21 protein-coding genes and 1 pseudogene are annotated in these 24,764 nt (G+C 73.6%); 11 read left to right on the plus strand and 11 right to left on the minus strand.

The genetic code is table 11. The features are described 5' to 3' along the window. Positions 1-6 precede the first annotated feature (6 nt). The 6 genes from tpiA to AC5R91_RS29915 all read left to right on the plus strand — a co-directional run bounded on the left by tpiA (position 7) and on the right by AC5R91_RS29915 (position 6,301). Complete coding sequence (gene tpiA / locus AC5R91_RS29890; protein ID WP_495394628.1) at positions 7-858, plus strand: triose-phosphate isomerase; 852 nt, start codon at positions 7-9, stop codon at positions 856-858. Positions 859-1,375: 517 nt separating this feature from the next. Continuing rightward, on the plus strand, positions 1,376-1,606 hold the full coding sequence (secG, locus tag AC5R91_RS29895; protein WP_011605700.1) for a preprotein translocase subunit SecG: 231 nt from the start codon (positions 1,376-1,378) through the stop codon (positions 1,604-1,606). Further along, complete coding sequence (locus AC5R91_RS29900) at positions 1,603-3,417, plus strand: ABC transporter substrate-binding protein (protein ID WP_495394629.1); 1,815 nt, start codon at positions 1,603-1,605, stop codon at positions 3,415-3,417. Before secG ends, AC5R91_RS29900 begins: the two co-directional genes overlap by 4 nt. A 245-nt stretch (positions 3,418-3,662) precedes the next feature. Beyond that, positions 3,663-3,998, plus strand: coding sequence for an RNA polymerase-binding protein RbpA (locus tag AC5R91_RS29905; protein WP_009399449.1), 336 nt, complete (start codon positions 3,663-3,665; stop codon positions 3,996-3,998). A 77-nt stretch (positions 3,999-4,075) separates the two neighbouring features. Beyond that, positions 4,076-5,704 carry a serine/threonine-protein kinase gene (locus tag AC5R91_RS29910; protein ID WP_495394630.1) on the plus strand — a complete coding sequence of 543 codons (1,629 nt, stop codon included), beginning with the start codon at positions 4,076-4,078 and terminating at the stop codon, positions 5,702-5,704. Positions 5,705-5,926: 222 nt separating this feature from the next. After that, positions 5,927-6,301, plus strand: coding sequence for an SHOCT domain-containing protein (locus AC5R91_RS29915; protein ID WP_495394631.1), 375 nt, complete (start codon positions 5,927-5,929; stop codon positions 6,299-6,301). Between the two features lie 120 nt (positions 6,302-6,421). On the opposite strand, the gene pgl is transcribed toward AC5R91_RS29915, so the two are convergent. The 4 genes and pseudogenes from pgl to tal all read right to left on the minus strand — a co-directional run bounded on the left by pgl (position 6,422) and on the right by tal (position 11,380). Further along, positions 6,422-7,222 (minus strand): 6-phosphogluconolactonase, encoded by an 801-nt coding sequence (gene pgl / locus AC5R91_RS29920; RefSeq protein ID WP_495394632.1) that lies wholly within the window; start codon positions 7,220-7,222, stop codon positions 6,422-6,424. A gap of 421 nt (positions 7,223-7,643) precedes the next feature. Next, positions 7,644-8,468: pseudogene (locus AC5R91_RS29925) on the minus strand (glucose-6-phosphate dehydrogenase assembly protein OpcA); the annotation flags it as partial. A 109-nt stretch (positions 8,469-8,577) separates the two neighbouring features. After that, a complete protein-coding gene (gene zwf, locus AC5R91_RS29930) occupies positions 8,578-10,110 on the minus strand; it encodes a glucose-6-phosphate dehydrogenase (RefSeq protein ID WP_495394633.1) in 1,533 nt (510 codons plus the stop codon). Between the two features lie 154 nt (positions 10,111-10,264). Then, entirely contained in the window at positions 10,265-11,380 is a 1,116-nt protein-coding gene (tal, locus tag AC5R91_RS29935) for a transaldolase (RefSeq protein ID WP_495394634.1), read from the minus strand. Positions 11,381-12,600: 1,220 nt separating this feature from the next. On the opposite strand from tal, the gene AC5R91_RS29940 reads away from it, so the two are divergent. Next, on the plus strand, positions 12,601-13,470 hold the full coding sequence (locus AC5R91_RS29940; protein ID WP_495398088.1) for a heme o synthase: 870 nt from the start codon (positions 12,601-12,603) through the stop codon (positions 13,468-13,470). Between the two features lie 167 nt (positions 13,471-13,637). Here the strand turns inward: AC5R91_RS29940 and AC5R91_RS29945 are convergent, their stop codons facing one another. The 7 genes from AC5R91_RS29945 to AC5R91_RS29975 form a co-directional block, all read right to left on the minus strand. After that, on the minus strand, positions 13,638-14,069 hold the full coding sequence (locus tag AC5R91_RS29945; protein ID WP_495394635.1) for a PPOX class F420-dependent oxidoreductase: 432 nt from the start codon (positions 14,067-14,069) through the stop codon (positions 13,638-13,640). 106 nt (positions 14,070-14,175) lie between these two features. Then, positions 14,176-15,225 carry a COX15/CtaA family protein gene (locus tag AC5R91_RS29950; protein ID WP_495394636.1) on the minus strand — a complete coding sequence of 350 codons (1,050 nt, stop codon included), beginning with the start codon at positions 15,223-15,225 and terminating at the stop codon, positions 14,176-14,178. Between the two features lie 104 nt (positions 15,226-15,329). Continuing rightward, positions 15,330-16,163, minus strand: a complete 834-nt coding sequence (locus tag AC5R91_RS29955) for an ABC transporter permease (protein WP_495394637.1) — start codon at positions 16,161-16,163, stop codon at positions 15,330-15,332. Continuing rightward, entirely contained in the window at positions 16,160-17,263 is a 1,104-nt protein-coding gene (locus AC5R91_RS29960) for an ABC transporter ATP-binding protein (protein ID WP_495394638.1), read from the minus strand. The genes AC5R91_RS29955 and AC5R91_RS29960 overlap by 4 nt, the downstream gene beginning before the upstream one ends. Positions 17,264-17,343: 80 nt before the next feature. Beyond that, positions 17,344-17,883: a helix-turn-helix domain-containing protein gene (locus AC5R91_RS29965; protein WP_495394639.1), complete on the minus strand. Its 540-nt coding sequence runs from the start codon at positions 17,881-17,883 to the stop codon at positions 17,344-17,346. Positions 17,884-18,160: 277 nt separating this feature from the next. Further along, complete coding sequence (gene glpK, locus AC5R91_RS29970; RefSeq protein ID WP_495394640.1) at positions 18,161-19,714, minus strand: glycerol kinase GlpK; 1,554 nt, start codon at positions 19,712-19,714, stop codon at positions 18,161-18,163. A 196-nt stretch (positions 19,715-19,910) separates the two neighbouring features. Then, entirely contained in the window at positions 19,911-20,615 is a 705-nt protein-coding gene (locus AC5R91_RS29975) for a hypothetical protein (protein ID WP_495394641.1), read from the minus strand. Positions 20,616-20,893: 278 nt separating this feature from the next. Here AC5R91_RS29975 and AC5R91_RS29980 point away from each other — a divergent pair, with 278 nt between their 5' ends. Genes AC5R91_RS29980 through AC5R91_RS29995 form a run of 4 tightly spaced genes read left to right on the plus strand, consistent with a single transcriptional unit; the run spans position 20,894 to position 24,757 of the window. Further along, entirely contained in the window at positions 20,894-21,757 is an 864-nt protein-coding gene (locus AC5R91_RS29980) for a helix-turn-helix transcriptional regulator (RefSeq protein ID WP_495394642.1), read from the plus strand. Next, positions 21,754-23,166, plus strand: a complete 1,413-nt coding sequence (gene sufB / locus AC5R91_RS29985; protein WP_495394643.1) for a Fe-S cluster assembly protein SufB — start codon at positions 21,754-21,756, stop codon at positions 23,164-23,166. Before AC5R91_RS29980 ends, sufB begins: the two co-directional genes overlap by 4 nt. Next, a complete protein-coding gene (gene sufD / locus AC5R91_RS29990; RefSeq protein ID WP_495394644.1) occupies positions 23,166-24,401 on the plus strand; it encodes a Fe-S cluster assembly protein SufD in 1,236 nt (411 codons plus the stop codon). Before sufB ends, sufD begins: the two co-directional genes overlap by 1 nt. Continuing rightward, positions 24,398-24,757 (plus strand): non-heme iron oxygenase ferredoxin subunit, encoded by a 360-nt coding sequence (locus tag AC5R91_RS29995; RefSeq protein ID WP_495394645.1) that lies wholly within the window; start codon positions 24,398-24,400, stop codon positions 24,755-24,757. The genes sufD and AC5R91_RS29995 overlap by 4 nt, the downstream gene beginning before the upstream one ends. The last annotated feature ends 7 nt before the right edge of the window (positions 24,758-24,764 follow it).

Here is a 24,764-nt window from a genome sequence, read left to right on the forward strand (position 1 = left end):
CCGTTGATGGCACCGCTGGGCCGGGGACGATCCGAACGGGGTACCGAGAAAGGTAAGAACCGCGTGAGTAAGGACAAGGGCACCGGGCGGCGGACGCTGGTGGCCGGCAACTGGAAGATGAACCTCAATCACCTCGAGGCCATCGCGCTGGTGCAGAAGATCGCCTTCGATCTCAAGCCCGCGGAGCTCGAGACCGTCGAGGTCGTCGTCATCCCGCCGTTCACCGACCTGCGCAGCGTCCAGACGCTCATCGACGGTGACAAGCTCGCCCTGGGCTACGGCGGGCAGGACCTCTCCCCGCACGGCTCGGGCGCGCACACCGGCGACATCAGCGGGTCGATGCTGGCCAAGCTCGGCTGCTCCTACGTCGTCGTCGGCCATTCCGAACGCCGCGCCGACCACCACGAGGACGACGCCCTGGTCGCCGCGAAGGCGAAGGCGGCCTATGCCGCCGGGATCACGCCGATCCTGTGCGTCGGCGAGGTCGAGGAGATCCGCGCGGCCGGCACCCACGTCGAGCACGTGCTGGGCCAGCTCAGCGGGTCGCTGGCCGGGATCACCGCCGAGCAGGCCGCGACGATCGTCATCGCCTACGAGCCGGTATGGGCGATCGGCACCGGCCGCACGGCGTCCGCCCAGGACGCCCAGGACATGTGCGCCGCCGTGCGCGGGCAACTTGCCCGGCTCTACGGCGACGCGGTGGCCGCGGGCATCCGCGTCCTCTACGGCGGCTCCGTGAAGGCGGCGAACGCCGGCGAGCTGTTCACCATGCCCGACGTCGACGGCGGGCTCGTCGGCGGGGCAAGCCTCGTCGCCGAGGAGTTCGTCGGCATCGTGCGCAGCGGCCCGCCGGCCTGAGGCGGCCGGACCGAGAGCCCGGTGGGGGTGAACCCCGCCGGGCTCTCGCCGTTGCGGGCGCAGTGCCGTTGTGGGCGCGGTGCCAGATCTCGACTCGCGCAACGCCCGCCCGCCGGCCGGACCCGGCAACGCATCGCCCGCCGGAGCGGGGTGCGTCACCGCGGTCCGGGCGGCAGGGTGCGGTACCTTGGCGGAACCGTCGAGAAACGGCCGGGCGGGCCGGTCTGTACGCGGCTGCCCGCCGTACACCTGGTCACGCGCCCGGCCCTTGCGGTGCTGGTTTCGGCGGGGGCTCGCCGGTGCAAGCGGATATTGTTACCTGGCGACGTGTGCCGATACCGCTTGCCCCCTGACGGTTGCCGGATCGATTGAGGTTGCTGGCAGGCGCGGGTCGCCTGGTAGGCGCAGGTTGCTGGAGGGCGCAGGAGGTGTGCAGGGCCGTGGAGCCTCCACTGTCGCGGAGGCGAGCCGGGCGCGGGTCTCCTGCCGCCTCCCCGAGGAGCAGGAGCTGGTCTGAATGACGGTCGGTCTGTCGATCGCCTTGATCATCGCGAGTATTCTGATGATCCTGCTCGTCTTGTTGCACCGGGCCAAGGGCGGCGGTCTGTCCACCCTGTTCGGCGGGGGCGTGTCCTCGTCGCTCGGCGGTTCCTCCGTCGTGGAGAAGAACCTCGACCGGCTGACCGTCCTGGTCGGGACCGTGTGGTTCGTCTGCATCATCGGTCTCGGTCTGCTGCTGAAGAATTGAACGCCCCGCGTGCGCGCCGCCGCCCCCGGAGGGCGGCGGCGTCTCGACTCGCGGCGCTCGCCGCCGTGCTCGCCGTCGCGGTCGCGGCCTGCAGCGGCGGTTCCGGCGGCTCCGGCCGCCTCGCCGCCCCCAGCCCCACCCCGACGGCCACCGCCACGACCCCGCCGGCGGCCAAGCCGGGGGGCACCCTGCGCATCGTCACCCAGCAGATGCCCAGCGGGGACCCGGGCTGGGCCGACCAGCCCGGTGAGCTGGCCGTCGCCCGGCTCGTCACCCGCCAGCTCTACAGCTATCCCGCCGACGCCGATCCGGCGAGGTCGACGGTTCCGCGGCCCGACCTGGCCGCCGGGGCGCCGATCGTCACCGAGGACGGGCTGGTCTACACCGTCCGGCTGCGGTCGGCGGCCCGCTGGGACACCCCGAACCAGCGGCGGATCACGGCCAACGACGTCGCCCGCGGCATCAAGCGGCTGTGCGTGCCGCCGGACCCCTCCCCGCTGCGCGGCTACTTCGCCGCGACGGTCGTCGGCTTCCGCGAGTTCTGCACCGAGCTCGCGGCGACCCCGGTCGGGGACGCCGCGGCCTTCGTCGAGAGCAACACCATCGAGGGAGTGGAGATCGTCGGCGATGACACCGTCGCGTTCCACCTGCTCGCCCCGGTGAACGACTTCGTCGACGTGCTGGCTCTGCCGGTGGCGTCGCCGGTGCCGCTGGAGGCGCTCGCCTACCCGCCCGACTCGCCGGAGTACCTGCACAACCTGGTCTCCGACGGGCCCTACCGGTTCACCATCGCCCCGGACGACGACGCCACGCCGGGCTACCGGCTGGCCCGGAACCCGTCGTGGAGCGCCTCCTCGGACGGCATCCGCCGGGCGCTGCCCGACCACATCACGATCACCGACGGGCTGTCCCCCGAACAGATGCAGCAGCAGCTCGAAGGCGGCGACGCGGACATGGCGCTCGACGGTGAACTTCCGGCCGGCCGGGCCGCGGAACTGGCGAAGGCCAAGGATCCGCGCCTCGTCGTCGACCCCGTGGGTTCCACCCTGGCGCTCACGGTGGGCCTCGACGGACCGTCCGCGGCCGCCCTGCGCGAACCGGTCATCCGCCAGGCGCTGCCCTACTGCATCGACCGGGTGAGCCTGGCCGCCGCCCTCGGCGGCCCCGAGTTCGCCGCCACCACGGGCGGGCTGCTGCAGGAACCGATGACCGGCTACAACGACGCCGACCCGTTCCCGAGCCCCGCCGGTCTCGGCGACCCGGCCCGCTGCCGGGAGGCGCTCAGCCAGACCCCCGGTGGCCCCGTCACGGCGCTGTCGCTGCTCACCACGGACAGCGCCACCGACGCGGCGGTCGCCGAGGCGCTGCGCACGGCGTTCGCCCGCGCCGGCGTCCGCCTCGACGTGCGGATCCGCACCGGTGCGCGGTACGCCGCCGCGGCGGTCCACCCCACCGGCCAGTTCTGGGACCTGGCGCTGTCCACGATCACCCCGGCGTGGTTCGGCGACGCCGGGCGCACGGTCTTCCAGCCGCTGCTGGACGAGCAGTGGCTCGGCCCGCGGCCCGCCGACGGCGGCTACCGCGATCCGAACGCCTCCCGCCAGCTCGACGCCGCCCTGCGGGCCACCTCGGAGACCACCGCGGCCGCCTCGTGGGGCGCACTGGAGCAGACGGTGGTCGGCAGCGCCGCGGTGATCCCGCTGGCGGTCGTGCACACCCCGGAGTTCCACAGCGCGGGGGTCACGACGTTCGCGATCGTCCCGTCCATCGGCACGGCCGATCCGTCCGCCGTGTCGCTCGGATCCGGATGACGCCCGACCCGTCCATGATCGTCCCGGCTGTGCATGGCCGGGTTGGGGTGGTCGGTGCATCCACGTTGGGCCCTGGCGGCCTACACTCCCCCCAGGACGTACCCGGAGGGACAACCCGGGGGAGTGGCCGGGAACGTCATGCTTGCGGAACCGGCTGTCGGTCTTCGCGGTGGTGCACACCGCGGGGACGCCGCAGCGGGTTCCGGGCTACCACCCATGGGACGAGACGAAGGAGCACGCGGGCCGTGGCAGGTGGCAACGCCATCCGGGGGAGCCGGGTCGGGGCAGGACCGATGGGAGAGGCGGAGCGCGGCGAGACCGCACCCCGCCAGCGCATCTCCTTCTGGTGCGCCAACGCGCACGAGACGAGACCGTCGTTCGCCGCAGACGCGGCCATCCCCGACACGTGGGACTGTCCGAGCTGTGGCTTTCCGGCGGGGCGGGACCGGGACAACACCCCGGCTCCGCCGCGGACCGAGCCGTACAAGACCCATCTCGCCTACGTCCGGGAGCGGCGTAACGAGAAGGACGGCGAGGCGATCCTCGCGGAAGCGCTCGCCAAGCTGCGGGGCGCCCCTTAGGCTCTGCGCGCGGAAGGGGCTCGGGCGGGGCCCTGCGGGGCGGGTCCTGCGGGGCCCGCCGCCGAGGATGATGCGCCGTGACCGTTGATAACGTCGGCGCCGGTCGGCTCGTCGCGGGGCGCTACCGGCTGGTCGAGTGGCTGGGCGCCGGCGGGATGGGCACCGTCTGGCGGGCGTACGACGAGGTGCTGCGGGTCGACGTCGCAGTCAAGGAGATCCGGTTCCCGGCCGACCTCGACGACGCCGAGCGGGCCGGCCAGGTCGACACGGCGATGCGGGAGGCCCGCAATGCCGCCCGGCTGCGGGGCAACCCGCACGTCGTGACCGTCCACGACGCCGTCGAGCAGGACGGCCTGCCGTGGATCGTGATGGACTACGTGCCCGCGGCCACCCTCGCCGCCACCGTCGAGCGGCAGGGCCCGCTGCCGGTGGAACGCGCGGCCCGGGTGGGCCTCGCCGTCCTCGACGCCCTCGTCGCCGGCAAGCGGCTCGGGGTGCTGCACCGGGACGTCAAGCCGTCCAACATCCTGTTAGCGCACGACGGCCGGGTGCTGCTCACCGACTTCGGCATCGCGACGCACATCTCCGACCCGACGCTGACCGGGGGCCTCGGCAGCGGCGGGACCCCCGCCTACATGGCGCCCGAGCGGCTGCTCGGCGGTGCGGCGACCTTGGCCGGCGACCTGTTCGCGCTCGGCGCCACGCTCTACCTCGCCGTCGAGGGGGTCCCCCCGTTTCACCGGGAGACCCTGCCGCTGACGGTTGGCGCGGTGCTGCACGCCAACCCGCCCCCGTTCACCCGCGCCGGCCCGTTGGCCCCCGCGATCGCCGGCCTGCTGGCCAAGAGCCCGGCGAGCCGGCTGCGCCCCGACGGCGCGCACGCCCTGCTCAGCCGAGCGTCGTCCAACCCCGCGCCGGCGCGCCCCGCGCCCGCAGCGCGCGGCCGACTGCCAGGTCGCGCGACCGGACCGGTTTCGGGTGGCGCGACCGGAGTGGCCCCGGGTGGCATGACCGGGGTGGTTTCGGGTGGCATGACCGGAGCGGTGGCCCCGGAGGGCGTGGCCGCAGTGGCCCCGGGGAGCGCGACGCCGGTGTCCCTGCGGGCCATGCCCGGCGCGGTGCCGGGGCGGCGCCCGGTGGCGGGCGGGTCGCCGCGGACGGGGCCGAGCGGGGGGCGGTGGGGCGGGCGGCCGGTCGGCCTGGTGCTCGCCGCGCTGCTGGCGGTCGTGGCCGTGGCTGGCGGGATCCTTCTGCTCACCTCCGCCGTTGGTGGCGGGGACGGCGGTGGCGGCAAGATCGGCCCGTCCCGATCGGCCGGGCCCGCCGCCGCGGTCGACGGGGACGGCTCGGCGCGGTCGGGGAACGACGGCGACCTGCCCGCCGGCATGATCGGGCGGTGGCGGGGCACGGTCGCGCAGGACCGGGCCTCGTATCCGGCCGAGCTCACCCTGGCCGGCGGTCGGGTGGGCGAGACCCTGGGCAGCAACCGGAACACGCGCGACGGCTGCGCGGCCGACCTGGAGCTGCTGACCGTCCGCGGCACCGAGGCCCGGTTCGCCGAGCGGCTCACCGCGGGGGGCGTGGCGTGCGTCGCGAACGCGGTCGACGTCCTCGTGCTGCGCGCCGACGGCACCTTGGACTACGACTACCCGGCGTCCCTGCTCGCTCCCGGTGGGCATGCGGTGCTGCGCCGGATGCCCGGGTGAGCCCATCCCGGCGGCGATCACCACGAGTATCCGTGGGAGGCAGGGGAGGCAGGGGGGCCGGGGAGGCGCGGGAGGACTCGGGGTTCCACCCCGGACGGGTGACCGGGAGCGCCGGCAGCCTGGCTGCGGGTGGGTATGACCCGGGTCTCGGCCCGCAGGCCCCGCGCGGACCGGTGACCGTGCCCCGGGTCCGGGGCGACGGTACTGACTGGAGGTGCCGCGGTGGATCCCGACTTCCCGTTGCTGAGTGTGTTTCTCTACATGGTCTGGTTCTTCGCCTTCGTCCTGTGGCTGTTCCTGCTGTTCGCGGTGATCACCGACGTTTTCCGCAGCTCGGACCTGTCCGGCTGGGCGAAGGCGGCCTGGACCGCGGCGATCGTCGTGCTGCCCTGGATAGGTGTGATCGCCTACCTCGTCGTCCGCGGCGGCAGCATGCACGAGCGCAGCCGTGCCGCCGCGGGCCGGGACGAGCGGGCGTGGGGGGCCGCCGCCCCGGCGAGCAGCGCCGACGAGCTCGGCAAACTCGCGGACCTGCGCGATCAGGGCATCATCAGCGACGCCGAGTTCGACCGCGGGAAGACGCGGATTCTCGCCTGAGCACCACAGGAGGCGGCGGGTCCGGAGAACCCGGCCCCGCCGACCTCGCCGACCCGCCGGCGCCTCAGGAGTGGGTGTCGGCCTCACCCGCCCCCGTGGGTGGGTCGGTGTGGGTCGGTGTCAGCCGTGGGTCGGTGGCAGGCGGGAGGCGGCCGCCCGGTCGACCAGCCAGAGGGTGCGCTCGCGGCCGACGGCTCCGGTCGCCGGGACGTCGATCGGCCCGGCCCCGGAAAACGACGCGGCCACGGCCCCGGCCTTCTCCTCACCCGCGACGATCACCCACACCTCGCGGGCCGACTGGATCGTCGGCAGGGTCAGGGAGATGCGTTCCGGCGGCGGCTTCGGGCAGTCGTGCACGGCCACCACCGGCTCCGTGGCGACGACCGCCGGCGAGTTCGGGAACAGCGACGCGACGTGCCCCTCCGGGCCGAGACCGAGCAGCACGACGTCGAACACGGGGACCGCGGCGCCGGGCGCCGCACGGCCGGCGAGCAGGGCCGCGTACTCCGCCGCCGCCGACTCCGGGTCGGCATAGCCGGACGCCGCGGTGCTGCCCTCGACGTCCCCGCCGGCCGTCTGGGCCGCGTGATGGCCCATCGGGAACACCCGCTTCGGGTCGACCGGGACGTGGTCGAGCAGGGCCTCGCGGGCCTGCCGGTCGTTGCGGTCGGGCGAGTCCGCGGGGACGAACCGCTCGTCGCCCCACCAGACGTCGACCCTGGACCAGTCGACCGCGTCGACCGCCGGGTTCGTCCGGACCGCGCGCAGCAGCGCGATACCGATGCCGCCGCCGGTGAGCACGACCGACGCCTCGCCGCGGGCGGCCTGCCCGTCGATCAGCCGGGTGATCAGGCGGGCGGCGGCGGCGCGGGCGAGGACGCCGGCGTCGCGGTGCGGGACGAGCTGCGGCTCGGCTGTCACGCGCCGCCCGCCTTCGGCTGGTCCGCCGCCGCAGATCCGGATGCGGACCCGGCGGCCGGGCCGGGCGCCGGCCGCTTCGCCCGGGCGGCGGAGCCCGACGGGACGGCGGGGGAGGGGAGCTCCCGGCGGAGGACGCCGTTCCCGCCTGGGACGCGGTCCCGGCCTGGGGCGCTGTTCCCGGCTGGGGTGCGGTCCCGGGCTGGGGTGCGGTCCCGGCAGGGGATGTCGCCCCGGTCTGGGCGGCGCCGGCGGTCGGCGGAACCGTGCCGGTGACCGTCACGGCCTTGTCCATCGGGTCGCGCCAGATGTGTTCGCGGTGCGGCGAGCGGTCGGCGAGGTGCGCCAGGCCGCTCCAGGTGCCCAGCGCCTCACCGAAGACCTCGTCGTCGTCGAGCCGGCGCAACTCCTCGGCGAGCAGTTCGCCGACGCCGCGGCCCGGCAGCGGGAGGACCCGGTCCGGGTAGCCGGACCGGGAGATCGTCGCCGTGCGGGAGTCGGTCCGGGAGATCGCGAGCTCGGACCCGCCAAAGGACACGGTCACCTTCGTGATGTCGGGACGGGTCCCGACCTCCTCGACGGACACCGGGATGTCGAGCTTGTTCTGCAGCCAGCCGGCGAAGAGCTGGGCGCTCGGGTTGGCCCGCCCGGAGGTGATCACCGCCGAGTCGGGCCGGTCGCTGACGGTGTCGAACGCCGCGGCGAGCAGGGTCCGCCACGGCGTCAGGCGGGTCCACGACAGGTCCGTGTCGCCGGGCGCGAAGTCCGTCGCCCGCTGGAACAGCGCGGACATCGGGTCGGGGGCGGCGGTGACGTCGGTGACGCGGCGATCGGCGAAGACGCCGAGCGGATCGTAGGCGATCCGGGCCGGCGGCTCGTCGTGCCACCAGGTGACCACCGGGGCGTCCGGGGCGAGCAGCGGCAGCACGACCGACTCGGCGTGCAGCGCCAGGCGCCCCGACATCCGCATGACGACCGCCTCACCGGGGCCGAGCCGGCCGCCGATCGAGACCTCGGCGTCCAGGCGGGGGTGCGGCGACTCGATCTGGCGGCGCACCACGATGAGCAGCCGGCACGGGTGGGCGGAGGCCGCGAGCGTCGCCGCCCCCTCCGCCTCGCTGACGTGCTTCTCGTCGACGACGACGACGAGGGTGAGCGCCAGCCCGAAGGCCAGCGCCCCGGCCGCCCGCCGCTCGGCGGAGAGGGCCTTGACCACCTCAGAACCGGTGGTGTCCCACAGTGTGGTCACGAGGGGCTCCTATCCGTCCGCGGGAGTGGGCCGCCGGCCGGCGTGGAGCCTCGGCCGGCGGGAGGGTGCACGCCGTGGTGGCCGGCTGGGCGCCGGCGGGCGGGCGCGCTCACGGCCGCCGCCACCGGCGGCCGTCCGCGGCGAGCATCTCGTCGGCCGCCGCAGGCCCCCAGCTTCCCGCGCGGTAGCGGTGCGGGGTCGTGCTCGCCCAGTACTCCTCCAGCGGGTCGACGATCCGCCAGGACTCCTCGACCTCGGCGTTGTTCGGGAACAGCGTCGCGTCGCCGAGCAGCACGTCGAGGATGAGCCGCTCATAGGCCTCGGGCAGCGCCTCGGTGAACGCCTCGCCGAACAGGAAGTCCATCGCGACGTCGCGGACCTCCATCGCCGAGCCCGGCACCTTGGACCCGAACTTCATGGTGACGCCCTCGTCGGGCTGCACCCGGATGACGAGCTGGTTGTTGCCGAGCTCGGCGGTGTCGGTCTGGTCGAAGGGCAGGTGCGGCGCCTTCTTGAACACGATCGCGATCTCGGTGACCCGTCGCGGCAACCGCTTGCCGGTCCGCAGGTAGAACGGCACCCCGGCCCAGCGGCGGGTCTCGATGCCGAGGCGCACCGCGGCGAACGTCTCGGTCCGGGAGTCCGGCGGGATGTCCTTCTCGTCGAGATAGCCGGGAACCCGTTCCCCGGCGAGCCAGCCCTGCTCGTACTGGCCGCGCACGGCGTAGCGGGCGAGGTCGCCGGGCAGCGAGACGGCGCGCAGCACCTTGAGCTTCTCGGTGCGGATCGTCTCCGGGCCGAAGCTGACCGGCTCCTCCATGGCGGTGAGGGCGAGCAACTGGAGCAGGTGGTTCTGGAGCACGTCGCGGGCGGCGCCGGTCTCGTCGTAGAAGCCGGCGCGGGTGCCGATGCCGACGTCCTCGGCCATGGTGATCTGCACCGAGTCGACGAACTGCGAGTTCCAGATCGGCTCGAACAGGTTGTTCGCGAACCTCAGCGCGAACAGGTTCTGCACCGTCTCCTTGCCCAGGTAGTGGTCGATCCGGTACACCCCCGACGGGGTGAACACGTCGTCGACCAGGGCGTTGAGCTCGCGGGCCGACGCCAGATCGTGCCCGAACGGCTTCTCGATGACGACCCGGCGCCAGCCGCCCGTGTCCTGCGCCGAGGACAGGCCGGTGCGCTGCATCTGCTTGAGCACGACCGGGAACGCCGAGGGCGGGATGGACAGGTAGAACGCGGCATTGCCCCCGATGCCGTGCGAGCGCTCCAGGTCCTCCAGCGTCGAGGCGAGCCGGTCGAAGGCGGCGTCGTCGTCGAAGGAGCCCTGCAGGAAGCGGATGGAGCCGGCGAGCCGGTCCCAGACCTCGTCCCGGAACGGGGTACGCGCGCCCTTCTCGGCGGACTCGCGGGCGAAATCGCCGAAATCGCCGTCCGACCAGTCCCTGCGCGCGAAACCGAGCAGCACGAAGCCGGGTGGCAGCAGCCCGCGGCTGAACAGGTCGTAGACGGCGGGAATCAGCTTCTTGCGGGCCAGGTCGCCGGTCGCACCGAACACCACGAGGGCACTCGCGTCCGGCAGCCGGGGCAGTCTGCGGTCACGTGGATCCCGCAGCGGGTTGGATCTCACCGTGGGCGCCACCCGTTCCCCCTTCGTTCTCGCTTCGGTCTAACCGAGGTTGTTTCACCTGTGACGGTCGCCTGTCCATGACGGACGCTGAGACGATCACCACGGCCGCGGACCGGCCCGGTCACCCGGCCGATCGGGGTCATGCTCACGACGCGGGACGTGCCGGCTAGCTGCTCGAACCGGACCTGCCGAGCTGCTGCGCGATGGTGCCGAGCAGCTGGTTCCACGAGTCCTCGAACTTCTGTACCCCCTGGGTCTCCAGGGTCTCGATCACGTCGTCGAGGTCCACGCCGACGGAGGCCAGCGCGGCGAACACTCCACGGGCGTCGTCGTAGTACGGGCGGATGGTGTCCCCGTTGACCTGGCCGTGGTCGGCGAACGCCTGCAGGGTCGCCTCGGGCATGGTGTTGACGGTGCCGGGCGCGACCAGTTCGGAGACGTAGATCGTGTCCGGCAGGGACGGGTCCTTCGTCGAGGTCGACGCCCACAGCGGCCGCTGCGGCTTCGCCCCCTTCGCGGCCAGCGCCTGCCACCGTGGGGTGGCGAACGCCTTCTCGTATCGTTCGTAGGCCAGTCGGGCATTCGCGATCGCCGTCTTCGCGTGCAGCGCCTTCGCCTCCGGCGTGCCGATCTTGTCCAGTCGCGCGTCGACCTCGGAGTCGACCCGGCTGACGAAGAACGACGCGACCGAGGCCAGGTCGCTGACGTCCCGGCCCGCCTCGATCGCCTGCTCGACACCCGACATGAAGGCGTCGATCACGGCGTCGTAGCGGTCCAGGCCGAAGATCAGCGTGACGTTCACGCTGATGCCCTGGGCCAGGGTCTCGGTGATCGCCGGCAGCCCGCCCAGGGTGGCCGGGATCTTGATGAACAGGTTGGGGCGGTCCACCAGCCACCACAGCGCCCGGGCCTCGGCGACGGTGCGCTCGGTCTCGTGAGCCAGCCGCGGGTCGACCTCGAGGGACACCCGCCCGTCGACCCCGCCGGAGGCGTCGTAGACGCCGCGCAGCACGTCGCAGGCGTCGCGGACGTCCGCCGCGGTGATCGCGCGCACCGCCTCGCCGACGTCGACACCGCGGACCTTCAGGTCGTGCAGCTGCTCGTTGTACAGGTCGCTGGACGCAATCGCCTTCTGGAAGATCGTCGGGTTGCTGGTGACACCGACGACGCTGCGGTTGGCGACCAGATCGGCGAGGTTGCCGGTGCGCAGCCGGTCCCGGCTGATGTCGTCCAACCAGACCGCCACTCCGGCGGCCGAGAGCTCGGACAGGGGGTTGCTCATCGGGCGTTGGTTCCTCTCCGCGGGCGGTGAACGTCCACAACAGGTCAAGCCGTTCTCGAGTTCGAGCCGTTCTTGAGGTCAAGCCGTTCTCGGTGCCGGTGATGCCCGTCCCCGGGAATCGGATCCGGTGCGCCGCCGACCGGCGCGCTGCGGCCGGCGCCGGCCGACGCCGGCCGGTACCGACCCGACGCCCGCCGGGTGCACCCCTGTGGGCACTACCCCGTCGCGCCGGCTCCATCCCAGTCTGGTTCCAGTCTGATCCCCATCTGTTCAGCTCCGTGACGCGCGGGTAGCGGTTGGAAGAACACCCGGCGTGAACTGGCGGGACGGCACCCGTGAGACACACCACGGCGGGCATCGGACGCGGGCGTGACGACCCGTCCGGCGGGTCGGACGGGTGGACGCGCGGCCGGCGACGTGATCCAGACCGCACGGTCCGGTGCCCGGTCCGGGCGCGGGCGCCGCGCGTGCGTCCCAATCCGCCGGCTAGACTCCGACACGTCGTAGAACACCGTCCGCTCCGTCCCCGGGGCTCCGTACAGTGCGGGTCGTCCGCCGATCCCGCCGATCGCGAGGTCGCTCTGTCTACCGAGGCCGCCCTTCGTCGCCGGCACGTCACCACACGCGGACCGGTGCGGTCGGGCACCTCTCCGTCGGTGATTGCCGCATCCCCGCTTCAGCCCGCCCTGGACCATGTCCCGGCCCAGGGCACCCCCGACGTCCCTGCCCAGGGCGCCCCCGACCCCGCGGACGCCCCGCGCCCCGAGGCCGAGCCCGCACCGACCGAGGCCGCCACGCCGTCCGTCGCGACCGCGACGTCCACCGGTATCGCGATCTCCGGGGGGGCCGGACTCTCGAACGGTGTCGCGAAGCCCGCCGCGACCGGGCGCTCGAACGGGGTCGGCACGTCGAACGGAGTGGCGGTGTCGAACGGAGTGGCGGTGTCGAACGGGACCGCGAAGTCCAACGGCACGGCGGTCTCGCGCGCGGCGGCCTCTGCGGCCGGCGCCGTCATGTCGAACGTGACGGTGATCCCCCATGGTTCGGCCGCCCTGTCACGCGTCGGGTCCGGTTCGAACGGCACGTCCGGCTCGAACGGAACCGCTTCCCCCACGGCGACCCACGGCTCCGGTTCCGCCGCGGCGGCGTCGAACGGCACGGTGGCCGCCCACGCGGCGCCCGCCGCCGGGGCGCCACCCGTCGCGAGTGGGCTGGCCGCGGTGAACGCGAAGATCCGCGCCTACGTCGCGCTCATGAAGCTGCGCGTGGTCGAGTTGCTGCTCATCACCACCGTGCCGGTGATGATGCTCGCGGACCGGGGGATGCCCTCGCTCTGGCTGATCGCCGTCACCCTCGTCGCCGGCACCCTGGCGGCTGGCAGCGCCAACACCATCAACTGCTACGTCGACCGGGACATCGACCAGGTCATGGGCCGCACCAAGCGTCGCCCGCTGGTCCGGGCCACCGTCACCCCGACCGAGGCGCTGACCTTCGGCATCGTCATCGGCATCGTCTCGACGCTGATGTTCGGCCTGCTGGTGAACTGGCCGTCGGCGCTGCTGGCGGACGGCGCGATCGCCTTCTACGTCTTCGTCTACACGCTCGGGCTCAAGCGCCGTACCCCGTCGAACATCGTCATCGGCGGCGCGGCCGGCTGCTTCCCGGTCCTCATCGGCTGGTCCGCGGTCACCGGCACCGTGGGCTGGTCCGCGGTGCTGCTGTTCGCCGTGGTGTTCTTCTGGACCCCGCCGCACTTCTGGGCACTGGCGATGAAGTTCCGCGACGACTACGCCGCGGCCGGCATCCCGATGCTGCCTGTCGTCGCCCCCGTCGAGGTGGTGACTCGGCGCATCCTCGGCTACTCGTACGCGATGGTGGCCGCCTCGCTCGCGCTGGTCCCGGTGGCCCACACCGGCCCGGTGTACCTGGTGTCCGCCGTGGTCGTCGGCGCCTGGTTCCTCGCCGAGGCGCACCGCATCGACCGCCGGACCCGCCGCGGCGACGACCCCCGCCCCATGCGCCTGTTCCACATGTCGATCACCTACCTGACCCTGCTGTTCATCGCGATCGCGGTCACCGCCGTCGTCTGACCTGCCGGTTCGACCCCGAACCCGTCCCGCCGGACGCGCCGACCGCACACCCGCGGCCGGCGCGTCCGGCGTTCCCGCGCAATTGCCGGAGGCTGACGACGGTCCGGCGCCCGGCAACCGTCATCACCCGCCAGCAGCCGGGCGCAGAAGGCATTGGGGAGGCGCCGTCAGCCGAGCTTCTGCCCGTAGACGTGGTTGACCGTCATCGTCATGAGCACCCGGCGGTCGGACACCATCACCGACCGGTACTCGTCCCAGTCCGGATGCTCCCCCGCGGCGCTGCGGTAGTAGTCCACGAGCGCCTGCACCTCGGGCCCGTGCGGGTCCGTCCCCGGCCCGGTCAGGGTCGCGGTGCCCTCGGCGGTGGCCCAGGCCCGGCCGTCCGCGCTGGTGACCTCCAGCGCGGCTCGCGGGTCCCGGCGCAGATTCGCCGTCTTGGCCCGTCCCTCGGTCATCGACACGTAGAGGAGCCCGGCCTCCCGGTCGAAGAAGGGCTGCACGGGAGAAAGCTGGGGTCGACCGTCCGCCTTGATCGTGGCAAGGACACCGAGTCGACTCTCCGCGAGCAGCACCCGCGGATCGAAGGGCGTGGTGGTCATGCCCGGGCCAACCCACACCCGTCCGTCCCCTATTCCTGGCGGGGCAGGACCCCGGCGGACGAGCCGCCTCGGCGGCGCCACTTCGCGGTGGGAGCCGGAACTGCGGTCAGCGGCGTGGCGCACCGACGGTCAGCGGGAAGCCCGCCGGAGCGGGCCTGCCCGTCCCGGCGACGGGCGCCGCCGGGACCTCGGTCGCCGGGACGTCGGTCGCCGGACTGACGGTCGACGTCTGGGCCAGGGCCGGGCGGGTGACCATGGAGAGCCACAGGCGCAGCGCCACAACCCACAGGATGGTGGCGCCGGTCATGTGCAGGGCGACGAGGCCGGAGGGGATGCCGAGGAAGTACTGGGCGAAGCCGATGCCGGCCTGCGCGACGACCACGGCGATCAGGACGAGGGAGTCACGCCGGGCGGCCGCCGGGGCGACGGTGACCCGCACCGCGAACGCCATCGCCGCGACCAGGCCGGTCAGCAGCATCGCGCCGTCGGCGTGGAGCTGGGAGACGTTGACGATGTCGAAGCCGAAGCGGGCGGGGTGCTCGCTGTCGCCGCTGTGCGGGCCGGTCCCGGTCACCACCGTGCCGAGGACGAGGACGCCGGCCGAGACGACGACGAGCAGGCGGGCCAGCCACAGCAGCGCGGGGGCGACCGCCGGGGTCACCGCGCCGGCGCCCTGGCGGGCCCGCCGGTCGAGGACGACGGCGTTCCACAGCAGCACCATGGACAGCAGGAAGTGGCCGGCGACCGTCGCCGGGTTCAGCTTCGTCAGGACCGTGATGCCGCCCAGCACCGCCTGGCCGAGGTAGCCCAGCCACAGGCCGAACGACAGCATGGTCAGGTCTCGCCGGCGGCCGTCGCGCAGCCGCAGCGCCATGATCGGGGTGATGAGCACCACCAGCCCGACGACCAGCCCGACGACCCGGTTGCCGAACTCGATCGCGCCGTGCAGGGCGTACTCGGAGTGCGGGGTGAACGAACCGTCGCCGCACTGCGGCCACGTCGGGCAGCCCAGGCCGGAGCCGCTGAGCCGGACGACTCCGCCGCTGACCACGATGAGGGACAGCGCGAAGACGTTGAGCGCGGTGACGACCTGGAACGCGCGCCGGCTGACGAGCGGCAATCTCCGACGCGTTGTAGAAGCTGGCACGGGTGCCATAGTAACGCCCGGTGCGCCCACGACTGGCCGGTCGGATGTCGGGCCGCCCGGTCGGGTCATTCCAGCGCCCGCGTCGTGCGCGGGCGGAGTCACTCCCAGCGGAGTCACTCCCAGCGGAAGGTGCGGGCGGCCAGGCCCAGCGTCACCACGGCCCACACGGCGAGCACGATCAGATTGCGAACCCCGGGGCCGGAACCGTCGGCGAGGACGTCGCGCAGCCCGTCGGACAGGGCCGCCGTGGGCAGCACCTCGGCGATCGCCCGCAGCCAGCCGGGCAGCTCCGACAGCGGGAAGACCACCCCGCCGATCAGCAGCAACAGCAGGTAGACGCCGTTGGCGGCGGCGAGCGTCGCCTCGGCGCGCAGGGTACCGGCCATGAGCAGGCCGAGCCCGGAGAACGCCGCGGTGCCGAGCACGAGCAGCGCCAGCACCGACGGCACGGCGCCCGCCCCGCCGCTGGGATCCCAGCCGAGTGCGAAGCCGACCGCGAGCAGTAGGACGAGCTGGATGACCTCGACGGCGAGCACCGCGGCGGTCTTGCCGGCGAGCAGGATCGAGCGGGGCAGCGGCGTCGCCCCGAGCCGTTTGAGTACCCCGTAGGAGCGTTCGAAGCCGGTGGCGATCGCCTGGCCGGTGAACGCGGTCGACATCACCGCGAGCGCGAGCACCCCGGGGACGAGGAAGTCGACCGACTTCTCGGTGTCGCTCGGGAGCACGTCCACGGCGGTGAAGAAGGCGAGCAGGCCGACCGGGATGATCATCGTCAGCAGCACGGACTCGCCGCGGCGCAGGGTGAGGATCAGTTCGAGTCGGGTCTGCGCGGCGAACATCCGGGCGCGGGTGGCCGCCGCCGGCGCCGGGCGCAGGTCGAGCAGGCCGGCGCCGCCGCGGCCAGCGGGTCCCCGGGTGCCGGGACCGACTGCGTCGGTGGCGGTCATGAGCCCAGCTCCGAACCGGTCAGCTCCACGAAGACGTCCTCCAGCGTTCGTTGCTCCACCCGGAGATCCTCCGCGAGCACGCCGTTGCCGGCGCACCAGGCGGTCACCGCGGCGAGGAGCTGCGGGTCGACCGTGCCCTGGACCAGGTAGTGCCCGACCGGCCCCTCGTGGGCGGTGGTGCCGTCCGGCAGCGCGAGCAGCAGCTTGCCGAGCTCCAGGCCGGTGGGGGCGCGGAAGCGCAACTGGCCCTCGGCGCCGCCGCGGGTGAGCTCCGCGGGCGAGCCGACGGCCACGACCCGACCGTGGTTGATGATGATCACCTGGTCGGCGAGGCGCTCGGCCTCGTCCATGGCGTGGGTGGTGAGCACGACGGTGACGCCGGCCGTACGCAGCTCCTCGATGAGTTCCCAGGTGGTGCGCCGACCCGCGACGTCCAGCCCGGCGGTCGGCTCGTCGAGGAACACCAGCTCGGGGCGCCCGACCACGGCCATCGCCAGCGACAGCCGCTGCTGCTGGCCGCCGGACAGCCGGCGGAACGGGGTGCCGGCGGAGTCGGTCAGGCCGAGCCGGTCCAGCAGCGCCGCGGGATCGAGCGGGTTGCGGTGGTGCGCGGCGACCAGCCGCAGCATCTCCCCGGCCCGGGCGCCCGGGTACATCCCGCCGGCCTGGAGCATCACGCCGACGCGGGGACGCAGGGCGACCGCGTCCGCGATCGGGTCGCGGCCCAGGATGCGGACCTCGCCCGCGTCGGCCCGGCGGAAGCCCTCGCAGATCTCCACTGTCGTCGTCTTGCCGGCGCCGTTGGGGCCCAGCAGCGCCGTCACCGAGCCGACCGGGACGCTCAGCGTCAGGCCGTCGACCGCGCGGATCCGACCATCGGGGGAGGGGGCCCGCCCCGCCGGCGTCGCGAGCGCGGCGGGCGTCGTCGACACCTCGGCGAACGGCGCGGGTCGCAGAGTCGGCGCGGCGGAGGCGCGGCGGCCACGTCGACCGGGGCCCCGGGAACCCTCGCCGCGCGCGGACCCGGACCGGGAGGGAACAGACCGCGCGGAATAGGTCTTCACGAGGCCAGTGACGCTGACTGCCAGGATCTCGGCCACCTGGCGATCCTACGGAGCCGACCGGGGGGAAGGGGGGTCGGTACCCGCCACCTCGGAGCCGACCCGCCGGTCGGACACCCTCAGCTTCGCTGCTGCGGCGGCCGGATGGGCAGGACCCGCCGCCGTGCGCCGACCGCCACCGGTTCGCCCGGCTCCACCAGCGCGCCCCAGGCGCCGAGCCGTTCGTAGAGCATCGACGGCGTCGTGCTGTACAGGCGCGACAGGGACTGCAGGTCGGAGCGGCGTAGCCGCAGGATGTCGCGGGAGCCGTCCGAGCGCAGGACCTGCACGATCGCGATCCAGCGCCGCAGCGGGCCGGTCCGGGTCGGCGGCAGTTTGCGCAGCCGGCGCAGATCGATGACGAGCGGGGGAAGGTGGTCGACGTCACGGCGGTCGGCTGCCGGCGGGACCAGCAGGGTCGCGGGAACGTCGTACAACTCGGCGAGCTCGACGAGCCGGTGCACCCGCAGGGTGCGGGAGCCTCGTTCGTAGGCTCCCAGAGTTCCCGCGGTCCACCGGCCGTGGGTGCGCTCCTGGACATCCAGCAGCGACATGCCACGCCGGTTGCGCGCCGCGCGAAGCCGGCGCCCGAGCTCCAGGGCGTAGTCCGCCTCGGTCACGGTCTCCGTCCGGGTCAGGTCGACAGGAGACGCCAACCGCCCCCAGTGACAGCCTGTCAGGCATCGGTGCGTCTGACAGCCCGTTCGACCAAGAAGGCGCGAGGGAATGTGGCCCTGGCGTGGCCCTATGAATGCGGGGTGCAGTAGATCTCGGGGCGGCATCGCCGTGAAAGTGGCGCTAGGTGACCGACTTGCGCCCCTTGTCATGATGGCGGCCGGGGGCGAAATCGGCGGCGCGGCGGCCGGCTCACGCTCATTCATCGGCCGCCGAAGCAGGTCAGCGAGTTGCGTCGGCGTCGTCGGTGTCGTCGCGGTCGTCGAGGTCGTCGGCCCAGCCGCGAGCGCGGTCGACGGCGGACAGCCACCGGCGGTAGGCGCGGTCGCGCCGGGCGGGCGGCATCGCCGGGTGGTAGCGCCGCTCGCTGCGTCGGTGCGCGGCCAGCGCGGCGGGGTCGGTGAAGAAGCCGGTCGCCAGGCCCGCCAGGTACGCCGAACCGAGCGCCGTGGTCTCGATGTTGTCGGGCACGTCGACGTCGACGCCGAGCATGTCGGCCTGGAACTGCATGAGCCACGGGTTGCGCGCGGCCCCGCCGTCCGCGCGCAGCTCCCGCACGGCGAAGCCGGCGGCGGCCATCGCCTCGACGACGTCGCGGGTCCGGTAGGCGATCCCCTCCAGCACCGCGCGGGCCAGGTGCGCCCGGCCGGTGCCGCGGGTGATCCCGAGCAGGGTGCCGCGGGCGCGTGGATCCCAGTGCGGCGCGCCGAGGCCGGTCAGCGCCGGGACGAAGTAGACGCCGTCGTTGCCGGACAGCGACGCGGCGAGGTGCGCCGTCTCGGTGGCGTCGCGGATGACCCCGAGGGAGTCGCGCAGCCAGCCGACGGCCGCGCCGGTCGACAGGATCGCGCCCTCGAGGGCGTAGCGCACGGGCTCGCCGTCAAGCTGGTAGGCGATGGTCCGCAGCAGCGACGACTGCGGCGGCGGCACCGCCGTCCCGGTGTTGACCAGGACGAACGAGCCGGTGCCATAGGTGTTCTTGGCCTGCCCCGCCTCGACGCAGCCCTGGGCGAACAGGGCGGCCTGCTGGTCGCCGACGGCGGCGGCGACCGGGATCCGCACGCCGAGGAAGGCGTCCGGGTCGGTCTCGGCGTAGACCCGGGAGCTCGGCACCACGTCGGGCAGCAGCTCGGCGGGCACGCCGAACAGGTCCAGCATGTCGGGAGCCCAGGCCGCGGCGGCGAGGTCGAGCAGCAGCGTCCGGGACGCGTTCGTGACGTCGGTGACGTGGACGGCGCCGGCGGTCAGCTTCCACACCAGCCAGGAGTCGACGGTGCCGAAGGCGATCTCGCCGCGGCCGGCCCGCCGGCGCAGCACCGGGTCCCGGTCCAGGATCCAGCCGATCTTCGTGGCGGAGAAGTACGGGTCGAGGACCAGGCCGGTGCGGGCGCCGACCGCGTCGGCGTGCCCGTCGGCGGCCAGGCGCTCGCAGCGCGCGGCCGTGCGCCGGTCCTGCCAGACGATCGCCGGACCGACCGGGACGGAGGAGGACCGTTCCCACAGCACGGTGGTCTCCCGCTGGTTGGTGATGCCCAGCGCGGCCAGGTCCGCGGGGCGGCGACCGGCGTCGGCCAGCGCCGCGGCGACGGTGTCGACGACGCTGCGCCACAGCTCGTCGGGGTCCTGCTCGACCCAGCCGGGTCGGGGGAACCGGGGGTGGATCTCGGTGTGGCCGCGCCCGACGACCGTCCCGTCCCGGTCGAGCAGGCAGACGGTGGTCCCGGTGGTGCCCTGGTCGACCGCGGCCACCATGCTGCCCCGCGCCGGTGTGCCCATCGTCCGCCTCCCGCCGTATGCCGCCGTCCCGCCGATCTTGCCGCAATCCGCGGGAACGGGGATGGCGCCATGCCCAGGCGGCCGTCGATCCGGGCGGCCGTCAGTCCAGGCGGCGGTCAGTCCAGGCGACCGTCAGTCGAGGCGGCGGTCGGTCGAGGCGGCGGTCGGTCGGGGCGGCGGTCGGTCGAGGCGGCCGTCAGCCCAGGCTGGACAGGTCCACGGCGGAGCCGGGCGGGGTGACGGCGGCGGCCGGGCCGTAGTCGTCGAAGGTCATCTGGTTGGTGGAGCTGCCCGCGACGGTGATCCGCAGGGGGTAGGCGGGGCCGGTGTTCGCGACGATGAAGGCCGTGCCGTCGGGCGCCGCGGCCCGCACCGCCCGGGCGCCGCCGACCTTCTCCCGCCGCACGTCGCCGCCGAGCCCGACGAGGTAGGTGCCGAGGGAGTCGCTGAGCTTGCCGAGGGTGAAGAAGCTGTACTTGGCGGCGTCGGCGGGCGCGAGCCGGACCCACCGGTCGGCGAGCAGGTCCGCGGCATCGCCGTCGCCCGTCGCCGTGTAGAAGGAGCGGCCGCGGCGGACGTAGGTGTCGTTCTTGATTTTGACGAGCTGGGTCCGCTGGCCGTACTCCTCGATGGTGCCCCGGGTCGTCGTGGCGGACATCACCAGGTCGTAGCGGGCGGGGGAGTCGGAGCTGGGGTCCTCCTCGCTGCCCACCACGTGCACCCCGGGGGCGGAGCGCAGCGCCGTGAGCGTGCGGGAGCCGACCTCGGCGGCCGGCAGCTTCTCCAGGCCGTTGGTCTTCTCGCCCCCGCCGCCGCAGGCCGCGGCCGTGCCGAGCGCGAGCAGCAGGCCGAGCCCGAGCAGGGTCCGCCCGATCGCGCCGCGCCGTGGTCGAGCCCGCATCCGTCCGCCGCCTCCCCGTCCGAGATCCGCCGGGGGGTGGGCGTCCGCAGGGACGACCCGCCCGGTGGTGCCGCAAGTCTGGCATCACGCCGCCAGCGGTGGCCGACCGCCCACCAGTCGTGGGTAGATGTTGTGCGGAGCCGGAGCGCGACCGGCCGCGGCACGGCACGTGACGGAAGGAGCTGGGACGGAATGCCTGTGACGGACATCGCCTCGGGGTGGACCTGATCGGGGGCCCTCGGTTCGACCTCGTCCCGTAAATAGGGCACACTAGCGTTGTGAAAAACGACCACGATGCCTCGGGCGGGACGGCCGACGGCCGCACCCGCGACCGGGTCGTGCGTCTGCTGCTGGAGGGCGGGTCGGCCACCGCGGCCGAGCTGTCCCGGCAGCTCGGCGTGTCCCCGGCGGGCATCCGCCGGCACCTGGACGCCATGGTCGGGGACGGCATCATCACCCCGACCGAGAGCCGGTCCCGCGAGCCGCGGGGCCGCGGCCGTCCGGCCAAGCGCTACGCCCTCACCGAGGCCGGCCACCGCGCCGGCCCGACGGCGTACTCCGATCTCGCGGCCGGCGCGCTGAGGTTCCTCGCGGAGGTCGTCGGGCCCTCGGCCGTGAGCCAGTTCGCCGAGGGCCGGGCCTCCGACCTGGAGCGTCGGGTGCGCTCCGCGGTCGTCGCCGCGGAGCCGGCCGATCGGCCGGCGGCGCTGGCCGAGGCGATGACGGCCGCCGGCTACACGGCCAGCGTCTCGGAGCTGCCGACCGGCCTGCAGATCTGCCAGCACCACTGCCCGGTCCAGTTCGTCGCGGAGCGCTTCCCCGCGCTGTGCGACGCCGAGACCGCGGCGCTCGCCCGGGTCCTCGACACCCACGTGCAGCGCCTGGCGACGATCGCTCACGGCGACGGCGTCTGCACGACGCACATTCCCGTGGGCGCGGCGCCGGGACCGGATCCGCATGGTCCGTCCGACCAGGACGTATCCCATGCAGGTGGGTCCCATGCAGGTGGGTCCCGTGCTGGCGGGCCCCGCGAAAGCGGGTTCCGCGCAGGCGGGCCGCAGTCGCCCGCGTCCGACCGAGACCCCGCACCCGCGTCCCCGACCTGTCCACCGTCCCCGTCTTCGGAGGGTTCCGCCCTATGACAACCTCTGCCGAGACCGCCCTCGAAGGCCTTGGTTCCTACAAGTTCGGCTGGGCTGACACCGACGCCTACGCCGACGACGTCCAGCGCGGCCTGTCCGAGGCGGTCGTCCGCAACATCTCGGCGAAGAAGTCCGAGCCGTCCTGGATGACCGACCTGCGCCTGAAGGGCCTGCGCCTGTTCGAGCGCAAGCCGATGCCGACCTGGGGCGCGGACCTCTCCGGCATCGACTTCGACAACATCAAGTACTTCGTCCGCTCGACGGAGAAGCAGGCCGCCGAGTGGGCGGACCTGCCCGAGGACATCAAGGCGACCTACGACAAGCTCGGCATCCCGGAGGCGGAGAAGCAGCGCCTCGTCTCGGGCGTCGCCGCGCAGTACGAGTCCGAGGTCGTCTACCACAAGATCCGTGAGGATCTCGAGGAGCAGGGTGTCATCTTCCTGGACACCGACTCCGGCCTGCGCGAGCACCCGGAGCTGTTCCAGGAGTACTTCGGCTCGGTGATCCCGGTCGGCGACAACAAGTTCGCCGCGCTGAACACGTCCGTGTGGTCGGGTGGCTCGTTCATCTACGTGCCGCCGGGCGTGCAGGTGGAGATCCCGCTGCAGGCCTACTTCCGGATCAACACCGAGAACATGGGCCAGTTCGAGCGGACTTTGATCATCGTCGACGAGGGTGCCTACGTGCACTACGTCGAGGGCTGCACCGCGCCGGTCTACTCCTCGGACTCGCTGCACTCGGCGGTCGTCGAGATCATCGTGAAGAAGAACGCGCGCTGCCGGTACACGACCATCCAGAACTGGTCGAACAACGTCTACAACCTGGTCACCAAGCGGGCAGCCTGCCACGAGGGCGCCACGATGGAGTGGGTCGACGGCAACATCGGCTCCAAGGTGACGATGAAGTACCCGGCCGTGTGGCTGCTCGGCGAGCACGCCAAGGGCGAGGTTCTCTCGATCGCCTTCGCCGGTGCCGGCCAGCACCAGGACGCCGGCGCCAAGATGGTGCACGCCGCGCCCCGCACGTCGTCGACGATCATCTCGAAGTCGGTGGCCCGCGGCGGCGGCCGCACCTCCTACCGCGGCCTCGTGCAGATCAACGAGGGCTCCGCGGCGTCGAGGTCGACGGTCAAGTGTGACGCGCTGCTCGTCGACACCGTCAGCCGCTCGGACACCTACCCCTACGTCGACGTGCGCGAGGACGACGCCTCCATCGGCCACGAGGCCAGCGTCTCCAAGGTCGGCGCGGACCAGCTCTTCTACCTGATGAGCCGCGGCCTGTCGGAGGAGGAGGCGATGGCGATGATCGTGCGCGGCTTCGTCGAGCCCATCGCCCGCGAGCTGCCGATGGAGTACGCGCTCGAACTGAACCGGCTCATCGAGCTGCAGATGGAAGGCGCGGTCGGCTGATGGTCGTCATCGATGCCACCGGGCGCCCCCCGATGGCCTCCGGAGCCGTGCCCCGCCCGGTGCGATCGCGCAACCCGCTCGACCACGACGTGCCCACCGGCCGCGAGGAGGCGTGGCGGTTCACCCCGCTGCGCCGGCTGCGCGGCCTGCTCACCGGCCCGGACGCCGACGGGAAGGTCTCCGTGACCGTCTCCGCGCCGGCCGGGATCGCCGTGGAGCAGCTCGACGCCGCCGACCCGCGGATCGGCCGGTCGTACACGCCCGCCGACCGGGTCGCCGCGTTCGCGCTGGCCCGGGCGGGCGGTGCCACGGCCGTCACCGTCCCGGCCGAGGCCGCCCCGGCCGAGCCCGTGGTCGTGCACCTGCACGGTGAGAGCCCCCGGCCCGCGCCCGGCGCCGCGGCCGGGGTCGCCTACGGCCACCTGCTCGTCGAGGTCGGCCCGTTCGCGTCGGCCACCGTCGTGCTCGACCACACCGGCAGCGCCACCTACGCCGGCAACGTCGAGGTCCACGTCGGCCATGGTGCCTCGCTGACCTTCGTGTCCCTGCAGGACTGGGACGCGGGCGCGGTGCACGTCGGTGCGCACGCCTACTCGATCGGCCGCGACGCGAAGCTGCGCTCGTTCACCGTCACCCTCGGCGGCGACCTGGTCCGGCTCAGCCCGACCGTCGACTACCGCGGCCCGGGTGGCGACGCCGAGCTCAACGGCGTGTTCTTCACCGACGCCGGCCAGCACCAGGAGCACCGGCTGCTCGTCACGCACACCCCGCGGTCGTGCCGCAGCCGGGTGACCTACAAGGGCGCGCTGCGCGGCGACGGGGCGCACTCGGTGTGGATCGGCGACGTCGTCATCAACGCCGACGCGGTCGACACCGACACCTACGAGCTCAACCGCAACCTGGTGCTCACCGACGGCGCCCGCGCCGACTCGGTGCCCAACCTGGAGATCCTCACCGGGGAGGTCGTCGGGGCCGGCCACGCCAGCGCCACCGGCCGCTTCGACGACGAGGCCCTGTTCTACCTGCAGTCCCGCGGCATCCCGCCGGCCGAGGCCCGCCGGCTCGTCGTGCACGGCTTCTTCGCCGAGGTCATCGACCGCATCGAGGTCGCCGACCTGCGCGACCGGATCATGGCGTCGGTCGCGGCCCGGCTGGGCGAGACGCCGGCCGAGGACGAGCCCGCGACGCCGGCCGAGCCCGCCACGCCGGCCGGGGCCGGGCAGGCGGGCGCATGACCGCCGCCGCCGACTCCGCGGCCGTGCCCCGCTGGCACCGGGTGTGCGCGCTCGCCGACCTGAAGGACGACACGGCGCTCGGCACCGAGATCGAGGGCGTGCCGGTGTGCGTCGTGCGCGCCGGAGAGCGCGTCTACGCGGTGCGCGACGAGTGCTCGCACGCCGACGTGCAGCTCTCCCAGGGCGAGGTCGAGGACGGCAAGATCGAGTGCTGGCTGCACGGGTCCCAGTTCGACCTGACCAGCGGCAAGGCGCTGACCCTGCCGGCGATCGACCCGGTGCCCACCTACGCAGTGACCATCGACGGCGACGACGTGCTCGTCGACGTCGCACATTCGAACCCGGAACGAGGGTGACGGCAGC

The organism is Frankia sp. BMG5.60 (genome assembly GCF_059428125.1).